This is a genomic window from Streptomyces mutabilis (assembly GCF_046628145.1).
GTDB lineage: Bacteria > Actinomycetota > Actinomycetes > Streptomycetales > Streptomycetaceae > Streptomyces > Streptomyces mutabilis.
Map to the genome: position 1 here is coordinate 507,482 of NZ_CP176874.1, position 19,739 is coordinate 527,220.

General features: G+C 71.0%; 17 protein-coding genes and 1 pseudogene. 10 read left to right on the plus strand and 8 right to left on the minus strand.

The window, feature by feature from the left end; all coding sequences use genetic code 11:
- Nucleotides 1-20: 20 nt before the first annotated feature.
- Nucleotides 21-410, minus strand: a complete 390-nt coding sequence (locus tag ACLIN4_RS01830) for a VOC family protein (RefSeq protein ID WP_107480297.1) — start codon at nucleotides 408-410, stop codon at nucleotides 21-23.
- Nucleotides 407-709, minus strand: coding sequence for an ArsR/SmtB family transcription factor (locus ACLIN4_RS01835; protein WP_100043947.1), 303 nt, complete (start codon nucleotides 707-709; stop codon nucleotides 407-409). Before ACLIN4_RS01835 ends, ACLIN4_RS01830 begins: the two co-directional genes overlap by 4 nt.
- A gap of 359 nt (nucleotides 710-1,068) precedes the next feature.
- Here ACLIN4_RS01835 and ACLIN4_RS01840 point away from each other — a divergent pair, with 359 nt between their 5' ends.
- From ACLIN4_RS01840 to ACLIN4_RS01875, 8 genes are all read left to right on the plus strand, one after another.
- Entirely contained in the window at nucleotides 1,069-1,587 is a 519-nt protein-coding gene (locus ACLIN4_RS01840) for a lytic polysaccharide monooxygenase auxiliary activity family 9 protein (RefSeq protein WP_381942828.1), read from the plus strand.
- Nucleotides 1,588-1,821: 234 nt separating this feature from the next.
- The gene (locus ACLIN4_RS01845) at nucleotides 1,822-3,021 is read left to right on the plus strand and encodes an AAA family ATPase (protein ID WP_107480295.1); all 1,200 of its coding nucleotides are present in this window, start codon (nucleotides 1,822-1,824) and stop codon (nucleotides 3,019-3,021) included.
- A gap of 138 nt (nucleotides 3,022-3,159) precedes the next feature.
- Nucleotides 3,160-4,659: a VWA domain-containing protein gene (locus ACLIN4_RS01850; protein ID WP_411576724.1), complete on the plus strand. Its 1,500-nt coding sequence runs from the start codon at nucleotides 3,160-3,162 to the stop codon at nucleotides 4,657-4,659.
- A 133-nt stretch (nucleotides 4,660-4,792) separates the two neighbouring features.
- Nucleotides 4,793-6,097 carry an ATP-grasp domain-containing protein gene (locus tag ACLIN4_RS01855; RefSeq protein WP_307653341.1) on the plus strand — a complete coding sequence of 435 codons (1,305 nt, stop codon included), beginning with the start codon at nucleotides 4,793-4,795 and terminating at the stop codon, nucleotides 6,095-6,097.
- Nucleotides 6,098-6,109: 12 nt separating this feature from the next.
- Nucleotides 6,110-8,179 carry a CocE/NonD family hydrolase gene (locus ACLIN4_RS01860; RefSeq protein ID WP_411575429.1) on the plus strand — a complete coding sequence of 690 codons (2,070 nt, stop codon included), beginning with the start codon at nucleotides 6,110-6,112 and terminating at the stop codon, nucleotides 8,177-8,179.
- A 53-nt stretch (nucleotides 8,180-8,232) separates the two neighbouring features.
- Nucleotides 8,233-9,393: an IS701 family transposase gene (locus ACLIN4_RS01865; protein WP_411575430.1), complete on the plus strand. Its 1,161-nt coding sequence runs from the start codon at nucleotides 8,233-8,235 to the stop codon at nucleotides 9,391-9,393.
- 239 nt (nucleotides 9,394-9,632) lie between these two features.
- Entirely contained in the window at nucleotides 9,633-10,139 is a 507-nt protein-coding gene (locus ACLIN4_RS01870) for a nucleotide triphosphate diphosphatase NUDT15 (RefSeq protein WP_411575431.1), read from the plus strand.
- A 337-nt stretch (nucleotides 10,140-10,476) separates the two neighbouring features.
- Nucleotides 10,477-11,673: a glycoside hydrolase family 64 protein gene (locus ACLIN4_RS01875; RefSeq protein WP_107480282.1), complete on the plus strand. Its 1,197-nt coding sequence runs from the start codon at nucleotides 10,477-10,479 to the stop codon at nucleotides 11,671-11,673.
- A 109-nt stretch (nucleotides 11,674-11,782) separates the two neighbouring features.
- On the opposite strand, the gene ACLIN4_RS01880 is transcribed toward ACLIN4_RS01875, so the two are convergent.
- The 4 genes from ACLIN4_RS01880 to ACLIN4_RS01895 all read right to left on the minus strand — a co-directional run bounded on the left by ACLIN4_RS01880 (nucleotide 11,783) and on the right by ACLIN4_RS01895 (nucleotide 16,644).
- The gene (locus tag ACLIN4_RS01880; RefSeq protein WP_411575432.1) at nucleotides 11,783-13,222 is read right to left on the minus strand and encodes a GH1 family beta-glucosidase; all 1,440 of its coding nucleotides are present in this window, start codon (nucleotides 13,220-13,222) and stop codon (nucleotides 11,783-11,785) included.
- A gap of 75 nt (nucleotides 13,223-13,297) precedes the next feature.
- The gene (locus ACLIN4_RS01885) at nucleotides 13,298-14,221 is read right to left on the minus strand and encodes a carbohydrate ABC transporter permease (protein WP_100043956.1); all 924 of its coding nucleotides are present in this window, start codon (nucleotides 14,219-14,221) and stop codon (nucleotides 13,298-13,300) included.
- A gap of 12 nt (nucleotides 14,222-14,233) precedes the next feature.
- Nucleotides 14,234-15,229, minus strand: a complete 996-nt coding sequence (locus ACLIN4_RS01890) for a carbohydrate ABC transporter permease (RefSeq protein ID WP_100043957.1) — start codon at nucleotides 15,227-15,229, stop codon at nucleotides 14,234-14,236.
- A gap of 104 nt (nucleotides 15,230-15,333) precedes the next feature.
- A complete protein-coding gene (locus tag ACLIN4_RS01895; RefSeq protein WP_107478012.1) occupies nucleotides 15,334-16,644 on the minus strand; it encodes an ABC transporter substrate-binding protein in 1,311 nt (436 codons plus the stop codon).
- A gap of 304 nt (nucleotides 16,645-16,948) precedes the next feature.
- Here ACLIN4_RS01895 and ACLIN4_RS01900 point away from each other — a divergent pair, with 304 nt between their 5' ends.
- Entirely contained in the window at nucleotides 16,949-17,962 is a 1,014-nt protein-coding gene (locus tag ACLIN4_RS01900) for a LacI family DNA-binding transcriptional regulator (protein WP_107478011.1), read from the plus strand.
- A gap of 145 nt (nucleotides 17,963-18,107) precedes the next feature.
- Here ACLIN4_RS01900 and ACLIN4_RS01905 read toward each other — a convergent pair.
- Nucleotides 18,108-18,344, minus strand: a pseudogene (locus ACLIN4_RS01905) (haloacid dehalogenase type II); the annotation flags it as partial.
- Nucleotides 18,345-18,401: 57 nt separating this feature from the next.
- Entirely contained in the window at nucleotides 18,402-18,890 is a 489-nt protein-coding gene (locus tag ACLIN4_RS01910; protein WP_107478010.1) for a DUF6083 domain-containing protein, read from the minus strand.
- Between the two features lie 285 nt (nucleotides 18,891-19,175).
- Between ACLIN4_RS01910 and ACLIN4_RS01915 the strand changes: the two genes are divergently transcribed.
- The gene (locus ACLIN4_RS01915; RefSeq protein ID WP_257101629.1) at nucleotides 19,176-19,736 is read left to right on the plus strand and encodes a GNAT family N-acetyltransferase; all 561 of its coding nucleotides are present in this window, start codon (nucleotides 19,176-19,178) and stop codon (nucleotides 19,734-19,736) included.
- Nucleotides 19,737-19,739 lie beyond the last annotated feature (3 nt).

The following is a 19,739-nucleotide window of genomic DNA, read 5'->3' on the forward strand; positions in this document are numbered from 1 at the left end:
CCACTCGCCGAGACCGCCCGCTACGCCTCGGTCGCGATCTGGATCAGGTTGCCGCAGGTGTCGTCGAAGACGGCCGTGGTGACGGGGCCCATCTCCAGGGGCTCCTGGGTGAATCGGACGCCGTGACCGCGCAGACGCTCGTACTCCGCCTTGACGTCACCGACGGCGAACTGGGCGAGCGGGATGCCGTCCGCGACGAGGGCGTCGCGGTAGGTCCGGGCGGCAGGGTGACCGAGGGGCTCCAGGAGGAGTTCCGTGCCGCCCGGCTCCTCGGGGGAGACGACGGTCAGCCACCGGTCCGTCTCCCCCACGGGGACGTCGTGCTTCTTCACGAAGCCGAGGACCTCGGTGTAGAAGCGCAGGGCCGCGGCCTGGTCGTCGACGAAGACGCTGGTCATGTGGATCTTCATGGGGTGCTCTCTTCCGGTTCGGGTGTGTCGGCCACGAGCCACCGCTCACTGATCAGCCGGAGCGGGGCCGTGTTCAGGTCGTGGAACTTGTAGCGACCCTCGCGCCTGGTCTCGACCAGCCCGGCACCCTCCAGCACCGCGAGGTGCTGGGAGACCGCCTGACGAGAGATGCCGAGGCGATGCCTCATGCTCAGCCGTGAGCAGATCTCGAACAGGGTCTGCCCGGACTTCTCCGTGAGCTCGTCGAGGATGATGCGGCGCGTGGGGTCGGCCAGCGCTTTGAAGACGTCGTCGGCCACGCCTCCAGGATAGGCAAGTGTTCGCTTGCCTATCAAGTCGAACCCCGCACCCGCCCGACCGCGACCACTCCCGGCCGGTCCGGGGCGGCGATCCCTTGGCCACCACAGACTTGGGCGCGCAGCGCTCGACACACCCTTGACACGCTCATGTCGATCGCTTGTATGGTCTAGTCCAAGGAACTCGCCGCTCCGCTTGCGGAGTTGAGCCCTGCCAGGGACCGGCTCCGCGGTGTACGGACGGCGTGTGCGCGTCACCTTCGCGTCTCTCGACCCCCACTCACGAGAGGCCGTCCCCGACGTGCGGTCGCCCCCACACACGACCGCGCGCTCCGGGCCGGCCCGAGGTGAAGGAGTTTCACATGCACGCCAGCAGGAAGACCGCTGCCCTGGTGGGCGCGGCCCTCGCCCCCGTCATCGCCGTCAGCCTCCCCGCCCCCTCGGCGAGCGCGCACGGCTACATCTCCGATCCGCCCAGCCGCCAGGCCCAGTGCGCGGCGGGCACGGTGTCCTGCGGGGACATCAAGTACGAACCCCAGAGCGTCGAGGGCCCCAAGGGCCTGACCAGCTGCAGCGGCGGCAACAGTCGCTTCGCGGAGCTGGACGACGACAGCAAGGGCTGGGCCGTCACCCCGGTGCCCAAGAACGCGACCTTCTCCTGGAAGCTCACCGCGCAGCACGCCACCAGCACCTGGGAGTACTACGTGGGCGGTCAGCGGATCGCCGTGTTCGACGACGGCGGCGCCAAGCCGGACGCGGTGGTGAACCACCAGGTCGACTTCGCCGGCCTGTCCGGGCCGCAGAAGGTGCTCGCCGTGTGGAACGTGGCCGACACCGACAACGCCTTCTACGCCTGCATCGACGTCAACGTCGGCGGCTGACCGGGGCCGCGGTTCGCCGCGGACCGGGTGGGCGGGGGACCGCTCGCGGCGGGCCCCCGCCCTTCGCGCCCACCCGCCAGGAACTCCGCGACCTCGGCCTGTCGAGCCGCAACCCGCACGGCTTCCATGAGGCCGCGGACTGGCCGTCCCCCGACGAGACCATTCGCCGGGGGACGGCCGCGTCCGGGATAGGCTGCTGCCGGCCCATCCGAGCACCGAGGCGAGGAGTTGGCTATGGGTGCACAGGACGCGCAGGACACGGCCCGGCGGCTGCGGACCATCGGCGACGAACTGTCGGACCGTTTCTACGAGCGGGCCGACGTGGTGCGGACGCTGGTCATCACGCTGCTCGCCGGACAGCACTCCCTGGTGCTCGGACCGCCCGGGACGGCGAAGTCGGAGCTGGCCCGGGAACTGACGGGCCGGATCGACGGTGCGTCCTACTGGGAGATCCTGCTCTCGAAGTTCACCGCGCCGACGAGGATGTTCGGGCCCATCGACGTCGCCGCGCTGGCCAGGGGCGAGTACCGCCAGGTCTACGACGGCCGCGCCACGACCGCGCACATCGCGTTCATCGACGAGATCTTCAAGTGCTCCACGGCAGCGCTCAACGAGACCCTCGGCTTCCTCAACGAGCGGATCTACCACCCCGAGAACGGCGGCGAGCCGATCCGCTGCCCCCTGATCGGAGCGATCACGGCGAGCAACGAACTGCCCACCGGAGAGGACTCGGCCGCGATCTACGACCGGCTGCTCGTGCGCGTCGAGGTCGGCTACCTGACGGACCCCTCCAACTTCGCCGCGCTGGTCCGCTCCGCCGTCGGCAGCGCCGAGGCCCCGCCGCGGACCACGGTCGAACTGGCCGCGCTGCAGCGCGCCGTGGCCGAGGCCGTCCCGGCCGTCGAGGTCCCCGACGCCGTCGTCGACGCGGTGTGCACACTGCGGGCCGCGCTGCGCCGCAAGGAACTCATCGCCTCGGACCGCCGCTGGCGGCAGGCCGTGCGCCTGCTCCAGGCCTCCGCGTACCTCGACGGCCGTACCGCAGTCGCCGACACCGACCTGTCGGTGCTGACGCACGTGCTGTGGGACTCCCCCGCCCAGCGGCCGATCGTCGAGCGGGAGGTGCTGCACCTGGTCAATCCCGACGCCAAGGAGGCTCTCGACCTGGCGGACGCCATCGAGGAACTGGAGGCCCAGCTCGACGCCATGGCCGGCCAGTCCCGCGAGGCGCTGAGCGAGTGGGTCATCAAGAAGGCCCACCACCAGCTCGCCACGACGGGCAAGCGGCTGGAGAAGCTGCGTGCGGAGGCGGCGAGCGCGGGACGCTCCACCGCCACCATCGACCGGGTCACCCGCCGTAGGCACGCGGTGCGCGCCCGCGTCCTGACCGAGGCCCTCGGTGTGGACGCGAGCACGGTGCAGGCCCAGCTCTGAGGGCGGGCGGCCGGGGACGTGGAGGAGACAGCGGACTCGCTCGGCGAGCCGGTGAGCCGGGCCGGGAAGTGGCTGAGCCTTTCGACCGTCACGGCCCGGCGGCACACCGCCGCCGTGGTCGCGGACCGGTTCGACCTCATGACCTGGCGCGACATGCACGAGCAGGCGGCCGGGCTGCGCGAGCTGGCCCGGGAACTGGACGAACGCCACGGCCACGCCACCGACCTCTTGGCCGACGTCTTCTGGGCCGCCTACAAGGCACGCCCCCGCGTGCGGCAGCGGGCGGATATGGACCCTTCCCGGCTGGTCAACCACCAGATCATCACCTCCCTGACGGACTCACCCGAGTTCGCGGGGCTGCACCGGGAGACGGCCGGCGATCCCTACGCCGCCGCCATGGCCGTACTCGCCCAGGCCACCGCGCTGCGCCGGATGCTGGAGGACTCCACCGGCGCCCAGGAGCAGGCCCAGCGGGCGCGACGGAGTCTGCGGGGCGCGGAGGACGCCGCCGCCACCGTGGCCGACGCTCTCCGGCAGGCCGCCCACGAACCCCACGAGGACGGCACCGACCCGGCCCCTGAACCGGATGCCGTACGCCGGGCGGCGGAGGCCGCCGAGCGCGCCGAGGACATCGCGCGCAAGGACGCCCGCAGCGCCGCCCAGGCGCTCGGGGCGGCGCTGCCCGGCACCCGCGCCGCCGCGCGGAGCGCGGTGGCGCAGGCCGCCCGGGCCGCGCGGAACGAGACGGCGCTGATGCGGGCGTGGGGTGTCGGACCCGGAGAGCTGGAACGGATGCCCTTCGAGCAACGGGCCCGGCTCGCCGAGCGGTTGCGCACCGGACGGCTCGCGCAGTGGGCCGAGCTGATCGGCCGTTTCCGGCAGATGGCCGACGGCGAGCGCGCCCGCAGGGTGGAGAACGCCACCGGGGAACTGATCGGCGTCACGCTCGGCGACGACCTCTCCCGCGTCATCCCCTCCGAGCTGGCGTCCCTCGGGGTGCCCGAGCTGCGTGCGGTGTTCGCCGCGCGTTATGCCGCCGGTGAGCTGATGCTCTACGACAGCCAGGGCGAGCAGGCCACCGGCCGAGGTGCCGTCATCGCCTGCGTGGACACCTCGCACTCCATGTACGAGGCGGGGCCCGGCGGCATCACCCGGGAGGCGTGGGCCAAGGCCTGCGCCCTGGCACTGCTGGACCAGGCCCGCCACGCGGGGCGCGACTTCGTGGGCATCCTGTTCGCGGCGGCCGACAAGCTCCGCGTCTTCCGCTTCCCGGCGGACCGGCCCGCCGGCGTCACCGAGGTGCTCGACTTCGCGGAGTCCTTCCTGGGCGGCGGCACCAGCTACCAGCGGCCGCTCACGGCGGCCGCCGAGATCCTGGAGGAGGAGTTCAACGACTCCGCCCGCGCCCGCGGCGACATCGTGATGCTGACCGACGACGACTGCGGTGTCACCGAGGAGTGGATGCGCGGCTGGAAGGACGCCAAGCACCGCCTCGGTTTCCGCGTCTTCGGCATCGCGGTCGGCGCCCCACGCGTCGCCGGTGAGGACTCGGTCCTCGACGCCCTGTGCGACAACCTCCGCGCCGTCGAGGACCTCACCGACGTGCACGCCGCCGCCGACCTCTTCCGCGTCATCTGACCGCACCGCCTGCCCGCCGAGCCGGCCGGGACCTTGCGGTGGACCACGTCGTCGCCGCCCTCGCAGCCGTGCCCGGGGGTTGCCCGCGCCGCACCGGGGTACCCCGACGATCTTCGGAGGAGAAAGGAGAGCCGTGTCTGACGACAATGTCAAGAACGTCTTCGTGGTCGGTCTCGACGAGGCCAACCTTCCGACGCTCGAGGCCGTGCCGGGGGCCGAGTCGCTGCGCTTCCACGGCCTGTTGACGGTCGAGGAACTGCAGGGCGGGGAGGTGCGCCTGCCGGCGGTGATCAAGAAGGCGGAGGAGGTGCTGGACGCCTTCGACGGAAGCATCGACGCGATCGTCGGTTACTGGGACTTCCCGGTCAGCACCCTCGTCCCGATCCTCGGCGAGCGGTACGGCACCCGGACCACCAGCCTCGAGTCGATCGTCAAGTGCGAGCACAAGTACTGGAGCCGGCTGGAGCAGCGGGAGGTGACGGACCGGCACCCGCGCTTCGGGCGCGTGGACCTGAAGGCGGACCCGCCCCGGCCCCCGGACGGCGTGCGGTTCCCGATGTGGCTCAAGCCCGCGTTGTCCTACTCGTCCGAGCTCGCCTTCGGGGTCGGGGACGAGGAGGAGTTCCGCAAGGCCGTCGCGGAGATACGCGAGGGCATCTCCCGTATCGGCCGCCCCTTCGAGCACATCCTCGAACGGATCGACCTTCCGCCGGAGATGGACGGCGTCGGCGGCCGGGTGTGTCTCGCCGAGGAGTCGTTGTCGGGTGTGCAGGTCGCGGTGGAGGGCTACGTGCACGACGGCGAGGTGACCGTCTACGGCACGCTCGACTCCATCGACTACCCGGACTCGCCGTGCTTCCTGCGCCACCAGTACCCCTCCATGCTGCCCCCGCAGGTCGTCGCGCGGCTGCACGACGTCACCGAGCGGGTGATGCGCCGGATCGGCTTCGACAACGCCACCTTCAGCGTGGAGTACTTCTACGACCCGGGCAGTCAGGACATCAGCCTGCTGGAGATCAACCCGCGCCACTCGCAGTCCCACGCCGAGCTGTTCCAGTACGTGGACGGCGTCCCCAACCACCACGCCATGCTCGCCCTCGCCCTCGGGGAGGACCCGCGCATGCCGCACCGCAAGGGCCCGTACGCGATGGCGGCGAAGTGGTACTACCGGTGGTTCACGGACGGTGTGGTGCGGCATGTGCCCTCCGCCGAGGACATCGCCCGCATCGAACGCGAGATACCGGGTGTGCGGATCGAGGTCCTGCCCGAGCCGGGCCGGCGCCTCTCCGACCTTTCCCAGCAGGACAGTTACAGCTACGAACTCGCGCACATCTTCACCGGTGGCGACGACGAGGAGGACCTGCGCAGGAAGTACGACCAGTGCGTCGCTGCCCTGGGCCTCACCTTCGACGAGCCGCCGGAAGGAGCGCGGGGTTAAGGAGCGCCGACCATGCGACACGTGACGCACCTGCCGTACACGACGAAGGAAGAGGAACACGTCGTCATCCCCATGTCGGACGGCGTCCGTCTGTCGGCACGCATCTGGCGGCCCACGTCGTCGGACCACGAGCCCGTCCCCGCGGTCCTGGAGTACATCCCCTACCGCAAGCGGGACCTCACCGCCGAACGCGACTCCGTCCACCACCCCTACATCGCCGGGCACGGTTACGCCTGTGTCCGCGTCGACCTGCGGGGCACCGGCGAGTCGGAGGGGGTGCTGCGCGACGAGTACCTGGAGATCGAGCAGCGGGACGCCGAGGAGGTGCTGGCCTGGCTCGCCGACCAGCCCTGGTGCGACGGCACGACCGGGATGATGGGTCTGTCGTGGGGGGCGTTCGCGGCCCTCCAGGTGGCGGCCCGGCGGCCCCCGAGCCTCAAGGCCGTCGTCATCGCCTCCTTCACCGACGACCGGCACGCCGACGACATGCACTACATGGGCGGCGCCATGCTGTCGGACAACCTGGCCGAGGCGGGCACGATGTTCGCCTACGCCACCTGCCCCCCGGACCCGGCCGTGGTCGGCGACAGCTGGCGCGACATGTGGCACGAACGGCTCGAACACGCCCGCCCGTGGGTCGTGGAGTGGCTGCGCCACCAGCGCCTCGACGACTACTGGCGGCACGCCTCGGTCGCCGAGAACTACGCGGACGTACGCTGCCCGGTGCTCGCCTCCAGCGGCTGGGCGGACGGCTACTCCAACGCCGTGACCAGGCTGCTCGCCCACCTGGACGTGCCTCGCAAGGGGCTCATCGGCCCCTGGTCGCACAAGTTCCCCCACCTCGGCGAACCGGGTCCCGCCATCGGCTACCTCCAGGAGGTCGTGCGCTGGTGGGACCACTGGCTCAAGGGCGTCGACAACGGCGTGATGGACGGCCCGATGCTGCGGACGTGGATGCAGGACAGCGTCCCGCCGTCCACCTCCTACGAGGAGCGGCCCGGGCGCTGGGTGGCGGAACCCGAGTGGCCGTCCCCGCACGTCCACCCGGTCACGCACCCGCTCACCGAGCGGCGGATCGGGTCCGCCCGCGAGGCGCAGGCGGTTGCGATGGGCGAGGGGGACACGGACGTCACGGGGGCCGAAGACGCGGACGTCCTGACCGTACGGTCCCCGTTGTCCGTCGGTCAGTTCGCGGGCAAGTGGGCCTCCTACAACGCGCCCCCCGACCTGCCCTACGACCAGCGTGAGGAGGACGGCGGCTCACTCGTCTTCGAGACCGAGCCGCTGACCGAACGGGTGGAGATCCTCGGTTCGCCGACCGTCGACCTCGATCTGACGGTGGACCAGCCGGTCGCCATGGTGGCCGCGCGCCTGTCGGACGTCCGGCCGGACGGAGCCGCCACCCGGGTCACCTACGGCCTGCTCAACCTCACCCGGCTGGAGAGCGCCGAACGGCCCGAGCCGCTCGTGCCCGGCCGTCGCTACCGGGCCACGGTCCACCTCAACGGAGTGGCGCAGAGTTTCCCGCCCGGCCACCGCATCCGGCTCTCCCTGTCCACCTCGTACTGGCCGCTGGCCTGGCCGCCGCCCCAGCCGGCGATGCTCGGCATCCACCAGCACTCCAGCTCGCTGACCCTCCCGGTCCGTCCCCCGGAGCAGGCCGACGACACCCCGGCGGCGCCGTTCGGTGAGCCGGAGGGCACCCCGCCCATCGCCACCACGACCATCACGCCCCCGGAGGAACGGTGGGACGTGAAGCGGGACCTGGTCGGCTACCGCTCCGAGCTGGAGACGGTGAAGGACCGGGGCACGGTCCGCTTCGAGGAGATCGGCCTGGACGTCGGCCGTCGCGCGCACGAACGCTACGCCTCCGTCGCCGACGACTTCACGTCCGTGAGCGGCGAGTCCACGTGGACCATGGACTTCCGCCGCGCCGACTGGGACGTGCGCGTGGTCACCCACACCCGTCTCACCTGCGACGAGAGCCGATTCTTCGTGGACGCCACACTGGACGGCTACGAGGACGGCCGACGGGTGTTCTCGCGCACCTGGAACGAGCAGGTGCCACGCGACCTGCTCTAGTACTGCAACGGTGCTTGCCGTGACTGGTGGCCAGGTTGGTCGTTGGTGTGGTTATGGGTGGGGCCCTTTCTGATGTCAGGTTGTGGGCGGGTGAACTGGAATCTGTGCATGGGCAGTTCGTGCACCGTTTCAGCAGATCGGAGCCTCGGGAGTCGGCACTGGCTTATATGCGGGGCCTGATCGCTCCGCTGCAGCGGAAGAACGGCTGGACGCTGGCAGAGGAAGCCGGTCACGCTGGCCCGGACCGCATCCACCGGATGCTGAACCGGATCGAGTGGGACGCCGACGAGGTGCTCGACGACGTGCGCCGGTACGTGGTCGACAACCTCGGCGACCCGGACGCTGTCCTCGTCGTGGACGACACGGGCTTCCTGAAGAAAGGGACGCGGTCGGCAGGAGTGCAGCGGCAGTACTCCGGCACCGCGGGGCGGACGGAGAACTGCCAGGTCGGCGTCTTCCTCGCCTATGCCACCGACCGTGGGCGGACGCTGATCGACCGGCGTCTGTATCTGCCCACCTCATGGACCGACGACCGGGAAAGATGCCGCCGGGTCGGCATCGGCGACGAGGTCGCCTTCGAGACCAAGGTGGCCATGGCCAAGGCGATGGTCCGCCGCGCGATCGCAGACAAGATCCCGTTCCGGTGGGTGACCGCGGACGCCGCCTACGGCTTTTCCAAGGGCTGGCGGTCCGAGCTGGAACGGGCGGACGTCTTCCACGTCATGGCCACCACCCGGCACGACACCGTGGTCACCCGCTGGGCGATCGACCATCCCGTCCACGACCTGTTCAACGGCCTCGCCCGGCAGAAATGGAAACGTCGTTCCTGTGGCACCGGAGCTCACGGCCAGCGGATCTACGACTGGGCACGCGTCGAGGTGCGGCCCTGGCACCGGCCCGACCGCCGCCACTGGGTGATCGCCCGCCGCAGCGTTGCCCGCCCGCAGGAGATCTCCTACTACATCGCCTACTGCCCCGCCGGAACCACACTGGATGACCTGATCCGCATCGCGGGCAGCCGGTGGGCCATCGAGGAGTGCTTCCAGAGCGCCAAGCAGGAATGCGGCCTGGACGACTACCAGGTCCGCCGCTATCCCGGATGGCACCGCCACATGACCCTCGCCATGGCCGCCCACGCCTGCCTGACCGTCCTGCGAGCCCGCGAGCTGGATGCCGGGAAAGCAGAAACGGATCCTCCCAGCTCATCCACCTGAGCCTCGCCGAGATACGACGGCTGATCGCCCGCCTCACCAACCGCCGGCCCACACCCATCGAGCACATCCTGCACTGGTCGACTGGCGCCGCCGACGACAACACCAAGCCCGCACCAGCCACTACAAACGACGCGGACACATCCCCTGACCTGGCCACCAGTCACGGCAAGCACCGTTGCAGTACTAGGGCTTGCGTCTCGCGTTGGCTCCGGACGGCCGCGACGGTGTGAAATGGCCGGGTGAACTCTCCCAGCCCCGGCGCCGAGCGCCCCGAGCGTGCCCGCCCCGCCTCCCACAGCCTCACCGGTGTCGGCCTCGCCGTCCTCGATCCCGCGGGCCGGGTCCTGCTCGGCCTCGGCCATGACGGCCGCTGGGAACTCCCGGGCGGCAAGGTCGACGCCGGTGAGGACTTCGAAACGGCCGCCGCCCGGGAACTGGCGGAGGAGACCGGGCTCGTGGCGGCCGCCGCCGACGTACGGGTACTGGCGGTCCTCGTCGACGGACTGGGCGGGCTGACCCGCGTGACGGCGGCGGCCGTCACCGAGGAGGCGACGGGCACGCCCCGGGTCACCGAGCCGGACAAGATCGTGCGCTGGGAGTGGTTCGCCCGCCCGGCGTTGCCCTCCGCGCTCTTCCCGCCGTCCGCCTCCGTCCTCGACTGCCTGTGGCCCGAGGTGGCGCCGCGAGGGTCCGCCGCGGTACGGCACTACAGACTGCTCGGCGACGCGGACACGCGGACCGGCTGAACGGCCCGTCCGGCACACCGAGTTGGGCGGACCGATCAGCCGAGCACCTCCCTCATCCGGTCGCACACGCGCCCCACCTCCCCCGCGTCCGGGAAGCACCCCGCCCCCCCCCCCGCCCGGCAACGGCGCCCTCCCCGACGTCAGATCGCACGCCTGACACCCGCCGACCGCCCCGGAATCCTCGACCACGGCACTCCCCTCCTCGCACCGCCGGACAGCCCGGCAACCGTTCCCCCTCCCCCATACATTGACATGAACGCGCCCTGGCGGGACTCTGAGAGCGCTCTCACAGTTCGGTACGGACCAATCTCCCCCCACACCCGCACGGAGGTCGAGAGTGCTCTCCAGCCTCAAACACCGTCTGCTCGCCGTGGTCTCGGCCGCGGGCCTGGCAGGTGCCCTGCTCACGTTCGGCGCCTCGCCGCCCGCGGACGCCGCGGTCCCCGCCACCATCCCCCTGAAGATCACCAACAACTCCCACCGCGGCGAGCCGGTCCACATCTACAATCTGGGCACCTCACTGACGACCGGTCAGCAGGGCTGGGCCGACGCGAACGGCACCTTCCACGCCTGGCCCGCCGGCGGCAATCCCCCCACCCCCGCACCGGACGCGTCCATCCCCGGACCGGCCGCCGGACAGACCAAGACGATCCGCATCCCGAAGCTGTCCGGGCGCATCTACTTCTCGTACGGCCAGAAGCTCGACTTCCGGCTCACCACGGGCGGCCTGGTGCAACCGGCGGTCCAGAACCCGAACGACCCCAACCGCGACATCCTGTTCAACTGGTCCGAGTACACGCTCAACGACTCCGGGCTGTGGCTCAACAGCACCCAGGTCGACATGTTCTCCGCGCCCTACACCGTCGGCGTGCAGCGCGCCGACGGCGGTGTCAGCAGCGCCGGCCGGCTCGAGGCGGGCGGCTACAAGGGCGTGTTCGCCGCGCTGCGGGGGCAGCCGGGCTGGGGCGGTCTGATCCAGACCCGGTCCGACGGCACCGTACTGCGGGCGCTGGCGCCGCTGTACGGGGTGGAGACCGGGGCTCTGCCCGCGTCGGTCATGGACGACTACGTCAACCGCGTCTGGCAGAAGTACGCGACGAGCACACTCACCGTCACCCCGTTCGCGGACCGGCCCGGCACCAAGTACTTCGGGCGCGTGTCGGGTGGGGTCATGAACTTCACCGACGGCTCGGGCGCGGTCGTCACGAGCTTCCAGAAGCCCGACGCCTCCAGCGTCTTCGGCTGCCACAAGCTCCTGGACGCCCCCAACGACCAGGTGCGCGGACCGATCTCCCGCACCCTGTGCGCCGGGTTCAACCGCTCGACGCTGCTGAGCAACGCCGATCAGCCCGACCCCTCGGCGGCGAACTTCTACCAGGACTCCGTCACCAACCACTACGCCCGGATCATCCACGACCACATGGCCGACGGGAAGGCGTACGCCTTCGCCTTCGACGACGTCGGCCACCACGAGTCGCTGGTGCACGACGGCAACCCGGTCGAAGCGCGGCTCACGCTCGACCCGCTCGACTGACCCGTCACAGAAGAGGGGCCCGCCCCCGGCCCGCGTCTCGGCGCGGGCCGGGGGCGGGCCCCGGTGCGGCAGCGCGCGGGGCGGTCGTAGTGCTGCCGCACCGGTCCGGTCAGGCCCCGGGCAGGACACCCGTGCGGGCGACCTCCGAGTACCAGCGGGCGCTCGCCTTGGGGATGCGGGTGCCGGTCGGGTAGTCCACGTAGACGGCGCCGAAGCGCTTGCCGTAGCCGTGCGCCCACTCGAAGTTGTCCAGCAGCGACCACAGGAAGTAGCCGCGCACGTCCGCGCCGTCCACGATGGCCCGGTGGACGGCGGCCAGGTGGTCGCGCACGTAGGCGATCCGGGCGGGGTCGTTGACCTGCCCCTCAGGGTCGGCGTAGTCGTCGAAGGCCGCGCCGTTCTCGGTGATGACCAGCGGCATCCCCGGGAAGTCCGCCGCCAGCCGGCGCAGCAGGTCGTACAGGCCGGTGGGGTCGACGGCCCAGCCCATGGCGGTGGTGTCGCCGGGCGGCTGGTGGAAGGCGACCCCGTCGGCGCCCGGCCAGGGGCTGTGCGGGCTGTTGCCGTGCCCGTCGGAGGTGTGCGCGCCGCTGCCGTCCGCCTCGGAGACGACGGTGGGTGTGTAGTAGTTGACGCCGAGGAAGTCCAGCGGCTGCTGGATCTGCCGCAGGTCGCCGTCGCGCACGAAGGACCAGTCGGTCAGCGCGGCGGTGTCCTTGAGCAGGTCCTCCGGATAGGCGCCCTGGAGCATCGGGCCGGTGAAGACCCGGTTGGCGAGCGCGTCGATCCGGCGGACCGCGTCGGCGTCGGCGTCGCCGGCGGTGAGCGGGCGGACGTGGTGGAGGTTGAGCGTGACCGAGACCTGGGCGTCGGCGCGGAGGCGGTCGCGCAGCGCCTGCACCGCCAGTCCGTGGGCGAGGTTGAGGTGGTGGGCGGCGCGCAGGGCCGCCACCGGGTCGGTGCGGCCGGGGGCGTGCACGCCGGAGCCGTAGCCCAGGAAGGCGCTGCACCAGGGCTCGTTGAGGGTGGTCCAGGTCTTCACCCGGTCGCCGAGGGCGTCCGCGGCGAGGGCCGCGTACTCGGCGAACCGCTCGGCGGTGGCACGCTCGGGCCAGCCGCCGGCGTCCTCCAGTTCCTGCGGCAGGTCCCAGTGGTAGAGGGTGGCGACGGGCTGGATGCCCTTGTCGAGCAGTTCGTCGACGAGGCGGCGGTAGAAGTCCAGGCCCTTCTGCACGGCGGGACCGCGGCCGGTGGGCTGGATGCGGGGCCAGGCGAGGGAGAAGCGGTAGGCGCCGAGGCCGAGATCGGCCATGAGGGCGACGTCCTCGCGCCAGCGGTGGTAGTGGTCGGTCGCGGTGTCCCCGGTGTCGCCGTTGCGGACCCGGCCGGGGGTGCGGGCGTAGGTGTCCCAGATGGACGGGGTGCGGCCGTCCTCGGTGGCGGCCCCCTCGATCTGGTAGGAGGCGGTCGCCGAGCCCCAGAGGAAGCCCTTGGGGAAGGTCTTGGCGGCGTCCGGGGCGGACGCGGTCTGCTGTGCTGCGGTGACCACGTAAGTCCTTTCGGGGGTGAGGGATGCGCAGGCTCGTGCCTGGCGGGGAGCTGGTGGGAACGGGGGAACGGCCGGTCAGCCCTTGACGGCGCCCGCCATGATGCCGCTGACGATCTGGCGGCCGAAGACGACGAACATCACCAGCAGGGGCAGCGTGCCGAGCAGCGCGCCCGCCATGATCAGCGACTGGTCGCGGACGTAGCCCGCACTGAGCTGGGTGAGGGCGACGGGGACCGTCGGGTTGGTCATGTCGAGGACCACGAACGGCCAGAAGAAGTCGTTCCACGCGTGCACGAACGTGATCATGAACAGGACCGCCATCGCCGGCCGCGCGACGGGCAGCACGATGCTCCAGAAGATGCGCAGCGAGTGCGCGCCGTCCACGCGCCCGGCCTCGACGAGTTCGTCCGGCAGCGCCTCCGACAGGTACTGGCGCATGAAGAAGACGCCGACCGCGCTGACCAGGGTGGGGAAGATGACGGCGGGCAATTGCTGCGACCAGCCCAGTTCGGACATCATCATGAACAGCGGTACGACGCCGAGCTGCGGCGGCACCATCATGGTGCCGATCACCAGCATCAGCAGGGCGTTGCGGCCCTTGAACCGCAGCTTGGCGAAGGCGAACCCGGCCAGCGTCGCGAACATGACCGTGGACAGGGCGATCACGCCGGCCACGATCAGACTGTTGACCATGGCCTTGCCCATGGCGGCCTCGTCCCAGGCCCGGGCGAGGTTGCTGAAGAGGTTCGGTCCGGGCAGGAACGGGGGCGGCGTCTGGCTGACCCTCGTGTTGTCGGTGGAGGCGGCCACCATCGTCCAGTAGAGCGGGAAGATGGACAGCACCGCCATGATGACGAGCAGGACGTAGGCGAGCGGGCCCGCGTGGTGCTGGCGTCCGGCGCGCTGTCGCAGCAGCCGGCGGCCGCCACGGCCGGCCGGCTTCTCGGCGGGGATCCGGTCCGGCGCGTCCGTCCGGGCCGGGAGGCTTTGAGTGGTCATGGCGACTCCAGGTCAGGACGTGCGCGAGCGCAGACGCTTGATCAGACGCTGCGCGACGAAGGCGAGGACGAGCAGCATGAACATCGCCCAGGCGACGGTCGCCGAGCGGCCCATCTGGTAGTTCTTCCAGCCCTCCTCGTACAGGAGCAGGCCCAGCGTCTGGTACTGGTTGTCCGCGCCGCCGGTGATGCCGTTGGGGCCCTGGCCGAAGATCAGCGGCTCGCCGAACAGCTGAGTGGCGCCGATCGTGGACAGCACGATGGTGAACACGATGGTGGAGCGGATCCCGGGGACGGTGACGTGGGTGAACTGCTGCCACCGGGAGGCGCCGTCGAGGGAGGCGGCCTCGTAGCGGTCGGCGGGGATGGCCTGCATCGCGGCCAGGTAGAGCAGCGCGTTGTAGCCGGTCCAGCGCCAGATGACGATGGTGGAGATCGCGACCTGGGCGGGCCACTTGTCGGCCTCCCAGTTCACCGGGTCGATCCCGACGGTTCCGAGCGCCCAGTTGATCATGCCGAAGTCGCGCTCGAAGATCATGGTGAACACGAGGGCGGCCGCCGCGACCGAGGTGGCGTAGGGCACGAGCGAGGCGACGCGGAAGAACAGCGAGGCGCGCATCCGGTAGTTGAGCAGGTGCGCCAGACCCAGGGCCATCATCAGCTGCGGCACCGTGGAGATGACTCCGATGGTGATGGTGTTCCGCAGCGCGTTCCAGAACCGCTCGTCGCCCCAGAGCTCGACGTAGTTGTCGAACGCCACCCACTCCATGACGTCGAGGGTGGCCAGTTCCACGTCGTGCAGGGAGATCCACGAGGTGTAGACGAGCGGGTAGAAGCTGAACGCGGCGAAGACGACGAAGAACGGAGCGACGAAGGCGTACGGGGCGCCCTTGATGTCGAGCCGGTGCAGCAGGGCGCCGCGCCGCCGGGCGGTGCCCTGGGCGCCCGTCCTGCCGGGCCCGCCGGGCGGCTCCTCGCCGGCCAGGGCCTTGGTGGTGGAGGTGGCCACCGGACTTCCTTCCTGAGAGCGGAAAGCGAATGTTCGGGCGGGGCCCCGGGCCCCCGGCGAAGAGCGGGGGCCCGGACGGCCTCGGGGAGCGAGCGGCCTACGGGTCAGCCGACCGCCTTCTCGATGCGTTCCGTGGTGGTCTTCCACGCCTCCTCGCGCGGGGTGCCCTGCTGCTCGATGAGGGTCAGGCCCTGGGAGAAGGTGTCCTTGATGGTGCCGTCCTTGCGGCCGAGGACCTGCTTGTCCGGTATCTCCTGGGCGGCGGCGCCGAAGATCTGGCCGATCGGGGCGTTGCTGAAGTACTCCGAGGTGGCGTTCTTGACGTCCGCGGACTCCAGGGCCTGCTCCGAGGAGGGGATGTTGCCGATCTCCTTGAAGATGTGGGCCTGCTGCTCGGGCGCGGTCAGCCAGGCGACCAGCTTCTTGGCCTCCTCCTTGACCGGGCTCTGCTCCACCACGCCGAGGAAGGAACCGCCCCAGTTGGCGCCCTTCGGGGCCCGGGCGACGTCCCACTTGCCCTTGTTCGCCGCACCGGCCTTCTCGCTGATGTGGCTGAGCATCCACGCCGGGCACACCGCCGTGGCGAACGTACCGTTGGCCAGCCCTGGGTCCCAACCCGGCTGGAACTGGCGGAGCTTGGCGGTGAGTCCGTCCTCGCCGGCGTCGGCGGCGAGGTTCCAGGCCTCCTTGACGGCCGGGTTGGTCTCGTGGATCAGGTCGCCCTGCTCGTTGTAGTACTGCTCGGGGTAGCCGTAGACCATGGCGTTGAACAGGCCGCTGGCCGCGTCCATGTAGGCCACGTCGTCACCCTTGAAGTTCTTCTTGAAGGTGCGGCCGGTCTCGACGTACTTCTTCCAGTCGCCCGCCCACAGCTTGGCGACCTCCTCGCGGTCGGTCGGCAGGCCGGCCTGCTCGAAGTAGTCCTTGCGGTAACAGACGGCCATCGGGCCGATGTCGGTGCCGAGGCCCAGCACCTTGCCGTCCTCGGTGCTGATCTGCGACTCCTTCCAGGGCAGGAAGTGGTCGGTGCCCGACATCTTGGAGAAGTCGGCGAACTTGTCCGCCTGCGTCTCTGTGATCTCCTTGGCCCGGCCGATCTCGATACCCTGGATGTCCTTCAGGCCCTTGCCGGCGGCGAGCCTGGTCTGCAGCGCGGTGTAGTACGTCTGCTCGTCACCGGCGATCTCGGCCTGGATGTCGACATCCGGGTTCTCCTTCTCGTACTTCTCGAGAAGACCCGTCTCCTTGATGCCCATCACCCCGTACAGACCCATGGTGATGACGGTCTTGCCGTCCTTCTTGCCGCCGCCGGTGACCGAGTCGTCACCGCTGCTGCAGCCGACGACGAGTGACAGCGCGCCGACGGCCGCGACCGCCGCCACCGCCCTCGTGCGCAACGAACCGAGACTGCCCATGGATCTCCTCCTAGCGACGGCGCTCACACACCGGAGTGACTGGTTTCAGGGATGACTACAGCGGCTCTGAAGCATGGGGTGGGAACGTGCCCAACTTGGTGGGCACGTTCCCACCGGTGCATGGAAGACTCGTGGGAGCGCGCCCATCTGTCAATGACTTGAACGCAAGTCGGCGATGAGCCCGAGGTTCCGCGTTCCTTTCCCGGGCCGTGGGGACTGCACCGCCGACGGCAACGTCTGCAAGAATTGCCGCAGGTCACCTCCGCGGTAGGCAGCGCCACCGCGGCCGCCGAGGGGGAAGTGCATGACCGGAAACCGTCGTCCCACGATCAAAACGGTCGCCGCCCGTGCCGGCGTGGGCCGCACCACGGTCTCCCGGGTCGTCAACGGCTCGGATCTCGTCAGTGCCGACGCCCGGGCCCGGGTCCTTGCGGCGATCAAGGAACTCAACTACGTTCCCAACTCGGTCGCACGCGGCCTGGTGACCAACCGCACCAACGCCGTGGCCCTGGTGATCCCGGAATCGGAGAGCAGGCTCGGTTCGGAACCGTTCTTCGCCGCGTTGATCCGGGGCGTCAGCGGCGCCCTCGCCGAGAGCCGGACCCAGTTGCAGCTGATGCTCGTCCGGGACCAGGCGGAGCGGGACCAGTTGACCGAGTCGGTGGCGACCCGGCGGGTGGACGGGGTCCTCCTGGTCTCCGTGCACTCCGAGGACCGGCTGCCGGGCATGCTGGAGGAGATGGGCCTGCCCACCGTGCTGGCCGGCCGCCGGGACGCGGGCGAGCGGCTGAGCTACGTCAACGCCGACAACGCCGGCGGTGCCACCGCGGCGGTCCGGCACCTGCTCGGCGGCGGGCGCCGGAGGATCGCCACGGTCACCGGCCCGCTGGACATGGACGTCGGCCGCAGCCGGCTCGCGGGCTGGCGGACCGCACACGAGGAGGCGGGGGTGCCCGCCGAGGAACTCCTGGTCGAGGCGGGCGACTTCACCGAGGAGGGCGGTCGGCGTGCCATGCGTTTGCTTCTTGAACGCGCGCCTGATCTGGACGCGGTCTTCGCCGCCTCCGACCTCATGGCGGTCGGCGCACTGGCCGAACTCCGTCGGCAGGGAAGGCAGGTACCCGGGGACGTCGCCGTCGTCGGATTCGAGGACTCCGTCCTCGCCCGCCACAGCGACCCGCCGCTGACGACGGTGCGTCAGCCGGTGGAGGAGCTGGGCCGGACCATGGCCCGCATCCTCACCGACATCACGCAGCACGGCGCGCCCCGGCAGCAGTTGACGCTTCCGACGGAGCTGGTGGTCCGCGAATCGTCCTGACGCGGCCTCGCGCACGGACCGGCGCGCCGATCGGCCGACCGCGCGGCCCGTTCCGTCCCCGGCGAACGCCCAGGCCGACGGCTGCCGCCGCGCCTTGCCCTTTCACCGTCGGGTGCACTGCCCTGCCGTACCTGTGGACCCGTCCCTACGAACCCGTCCCCCCGGCCCGATCGAGCCGGTCGGCCAGGTCCGCCAAGCCGTCGGCGTGCAGGTCGAACCGGTCCGAGGAGGTGGGCGGATCGCCGACGGGTCGGGCGACACAGGCGGTGCGCAGGCCGCGAGCCTGTGCACCGCGCTGGTCCCAGGCGTGGGCGGCGACCATGAGGAGCCGGTCCGGCGGCCGGCCGGACACAGTGACGGCCAACTGGTACACCGCCCGGTCGCACAGCGGCCCGTACTCCGCCCGGAGCCCCGACACCCGCCGAAGCCGTACGGCGGTTCACCCCGCGTCGGGCAGCGCTCCCGGACAGTCGCCCGCCTGCGCCTGCCGTGTGACGCGGCGCGCGTTCTCCTCACGCACGGCGTCCAGCCAGCGCCACGGTTTGAGCTCGTCCAGACTGAGCCCCGGACAGGCGAGCTGGTGAGGGATGCGGCAGGTGGAGCCCGGCGGGGGCTCCTCCAGACCTCCGTTCCAGGCGTTCCCGCCAGAGTCGATGTGCCACCGGTGCCCTGCGGGGACCAGGTGGGCGGGAATGGGGAGCAGAGGTTCGAGCAGCACGTGCTGACCGGTGTAGGTGGGGCGGCGTTCACCGGCGAGGCCGCAGCGTGGGCAGACGGGCCGGGCGGGAGGTTCCGGCCCGGTGGCTCCGTCCTGTGCGGCTTGCCTCCGGTCGGCGATCTCCCAGGGGCGCGGGGCGTCGGCGGGTGGCTGCCGGCTGCTGTCGGGACCGGGTAACGCGACGAGACGCGGTTCGTGTGTATCCGCCATGAAGGCGAGGGTGCGACGAAGGCCGGACGCGGGGTAGGGCGCAAAGCGGGCGCAACGGCAGCATGGGGGTGGGCCGGACGGGCCTCGCACCTCCCCCGAATGCACGAATGCCCGAATATCCTGCGTTTCACGTGAAACCAGTTGGTATCCCCCGTGGGCTGCGAAGGGCGAGTGGCAACGCGCCGCCGGGTGCGGCGACTTCCCCGCTCCGGGATGCGCCCCGATCGTGGTGAAGCAGCAGTCCAGCGTGTCCTGGCGCGAGGCGTCCCTGGCAGACTGGCGGACGTGACAGCGCACGAGACGGCACCCGCGCCCGCGTTCGCACAGCTGATGCGGGCCCAGGACGCCACCGAGGCAGTGCGGCGGGACCTCGGGGAATGCTGGGCGGCGGTCATCAACGCCGGGGGCGCGGTCGTGCCCATGGGCTGCCCGTTGCCACCGGTCGCCCCGCCGCAGGTGGAACCGGCGGTGGAAGCGATCGTCCAAGGGCTCGCTCCGCAGCGCAGCCGGCTGCTCCTGGCCTCCGTCGGGGACGCTCTCGCGGGCTGGGTGCTGCTGCGCCGCGAGCCGCACGCCCTGGAGGCGCACTGCGGGACGGTGAACCACCTTCAGACCCACGTCCGTTTCCGCGGTACGGGCGTCGGCGCCGCCCTGATGCGCCGACTCCCCGCGATCGCCCGCGAGGAGATGGGCCTGGAGCGGCTGCGGCTCTCGGTGCGGGCCGGCCTGGGCCTCGAGGACTTCTACCGCGGGGTCGGCTGGACCGAGGTCGGCCGGTGGCCGGGCGCGCTGCGCGTGGCGCCCGGTGACGACCGTGACGAGATCCTGATGAGTCTCGCGCTCTGATCC

Excerpts from the sequence above, each read along its gene's own strand:
- ACLIN4_RS01830 (WP_107480297.1), bottom strand. The coding sequence starts at position 410 with ATGAAGATCCACATGACCAGCGTCTTCGTCGACGACCAGGCCGCGGCC.
- ACLIN4_RS01840 (WP_381942828.1), top strand. The coding sequence starts at position 1,069 with ATGCACGCCAGCAGGAAGACCGCTGCCCTGGTGGGCGCGGCCCTCGCC.
- ACLIN4_RS01845 (WP_107480295.1), top strand. The coding sequence starts at position 1,822 with ATGGGTGCACAGGACGCGCAGGACACGGCCCGGCGGCTGCGGACCATC.
- ACLIN4_RS01850 (WP_411576724.1), top strand. The coding sequence starts at position 3,160 with ATGACCTGGCGCGACATGCACGAGCAGGCGGCCGGGCTGCGCGAGCTG.
- ACLIN4_RS01860 (WP_411575429.1), top strand. The coding sequence starts at position 6,110 with ATGCGACACGTGACGCACCTGCCGTACACGACGAAGGAAGAGGAACAC.
- ACLIN4_RS01865 (WP_411575430.1), top strand. The coding sequence starts at position 8,233 with ATGGGTGGGGCCCTTTCTGATGTCAGGTTGTGGGCGGGTGAACTGGAA.
- ACLIN4_RS01885 (WP_100043956.1), bottom strand. The coding sequence starts at position 14,221 with ATGACCACTCAAAGCCTCCCGGCCCGGACGGACGCGCCGGACCGGATC.
- ACLIN4_RS01895 (WP_107478012.1), bottom strand. The coding sequence starts at position 16,644 with ATGGGCAGTCTCGGTTCGTTGCGCACGAGGGCGGTGGCGGCGGTCGCG.
- ACLIN4_RS01900 (WP_107478011.1), top strand. The coding sequence starts at position 16,949 with ATGACCGGAAACCGTCGTCCCACGATCAAAACGGTCGCCGCCCGTGCC.
- ACLIN4_RS01910 (WP_107478010.1), bottom strand. The coding sequence starts at position 18,890 with ATGGCGGATACACACGAACCGCGTCTCGTCGCGTTACCCGGTCCCGAC.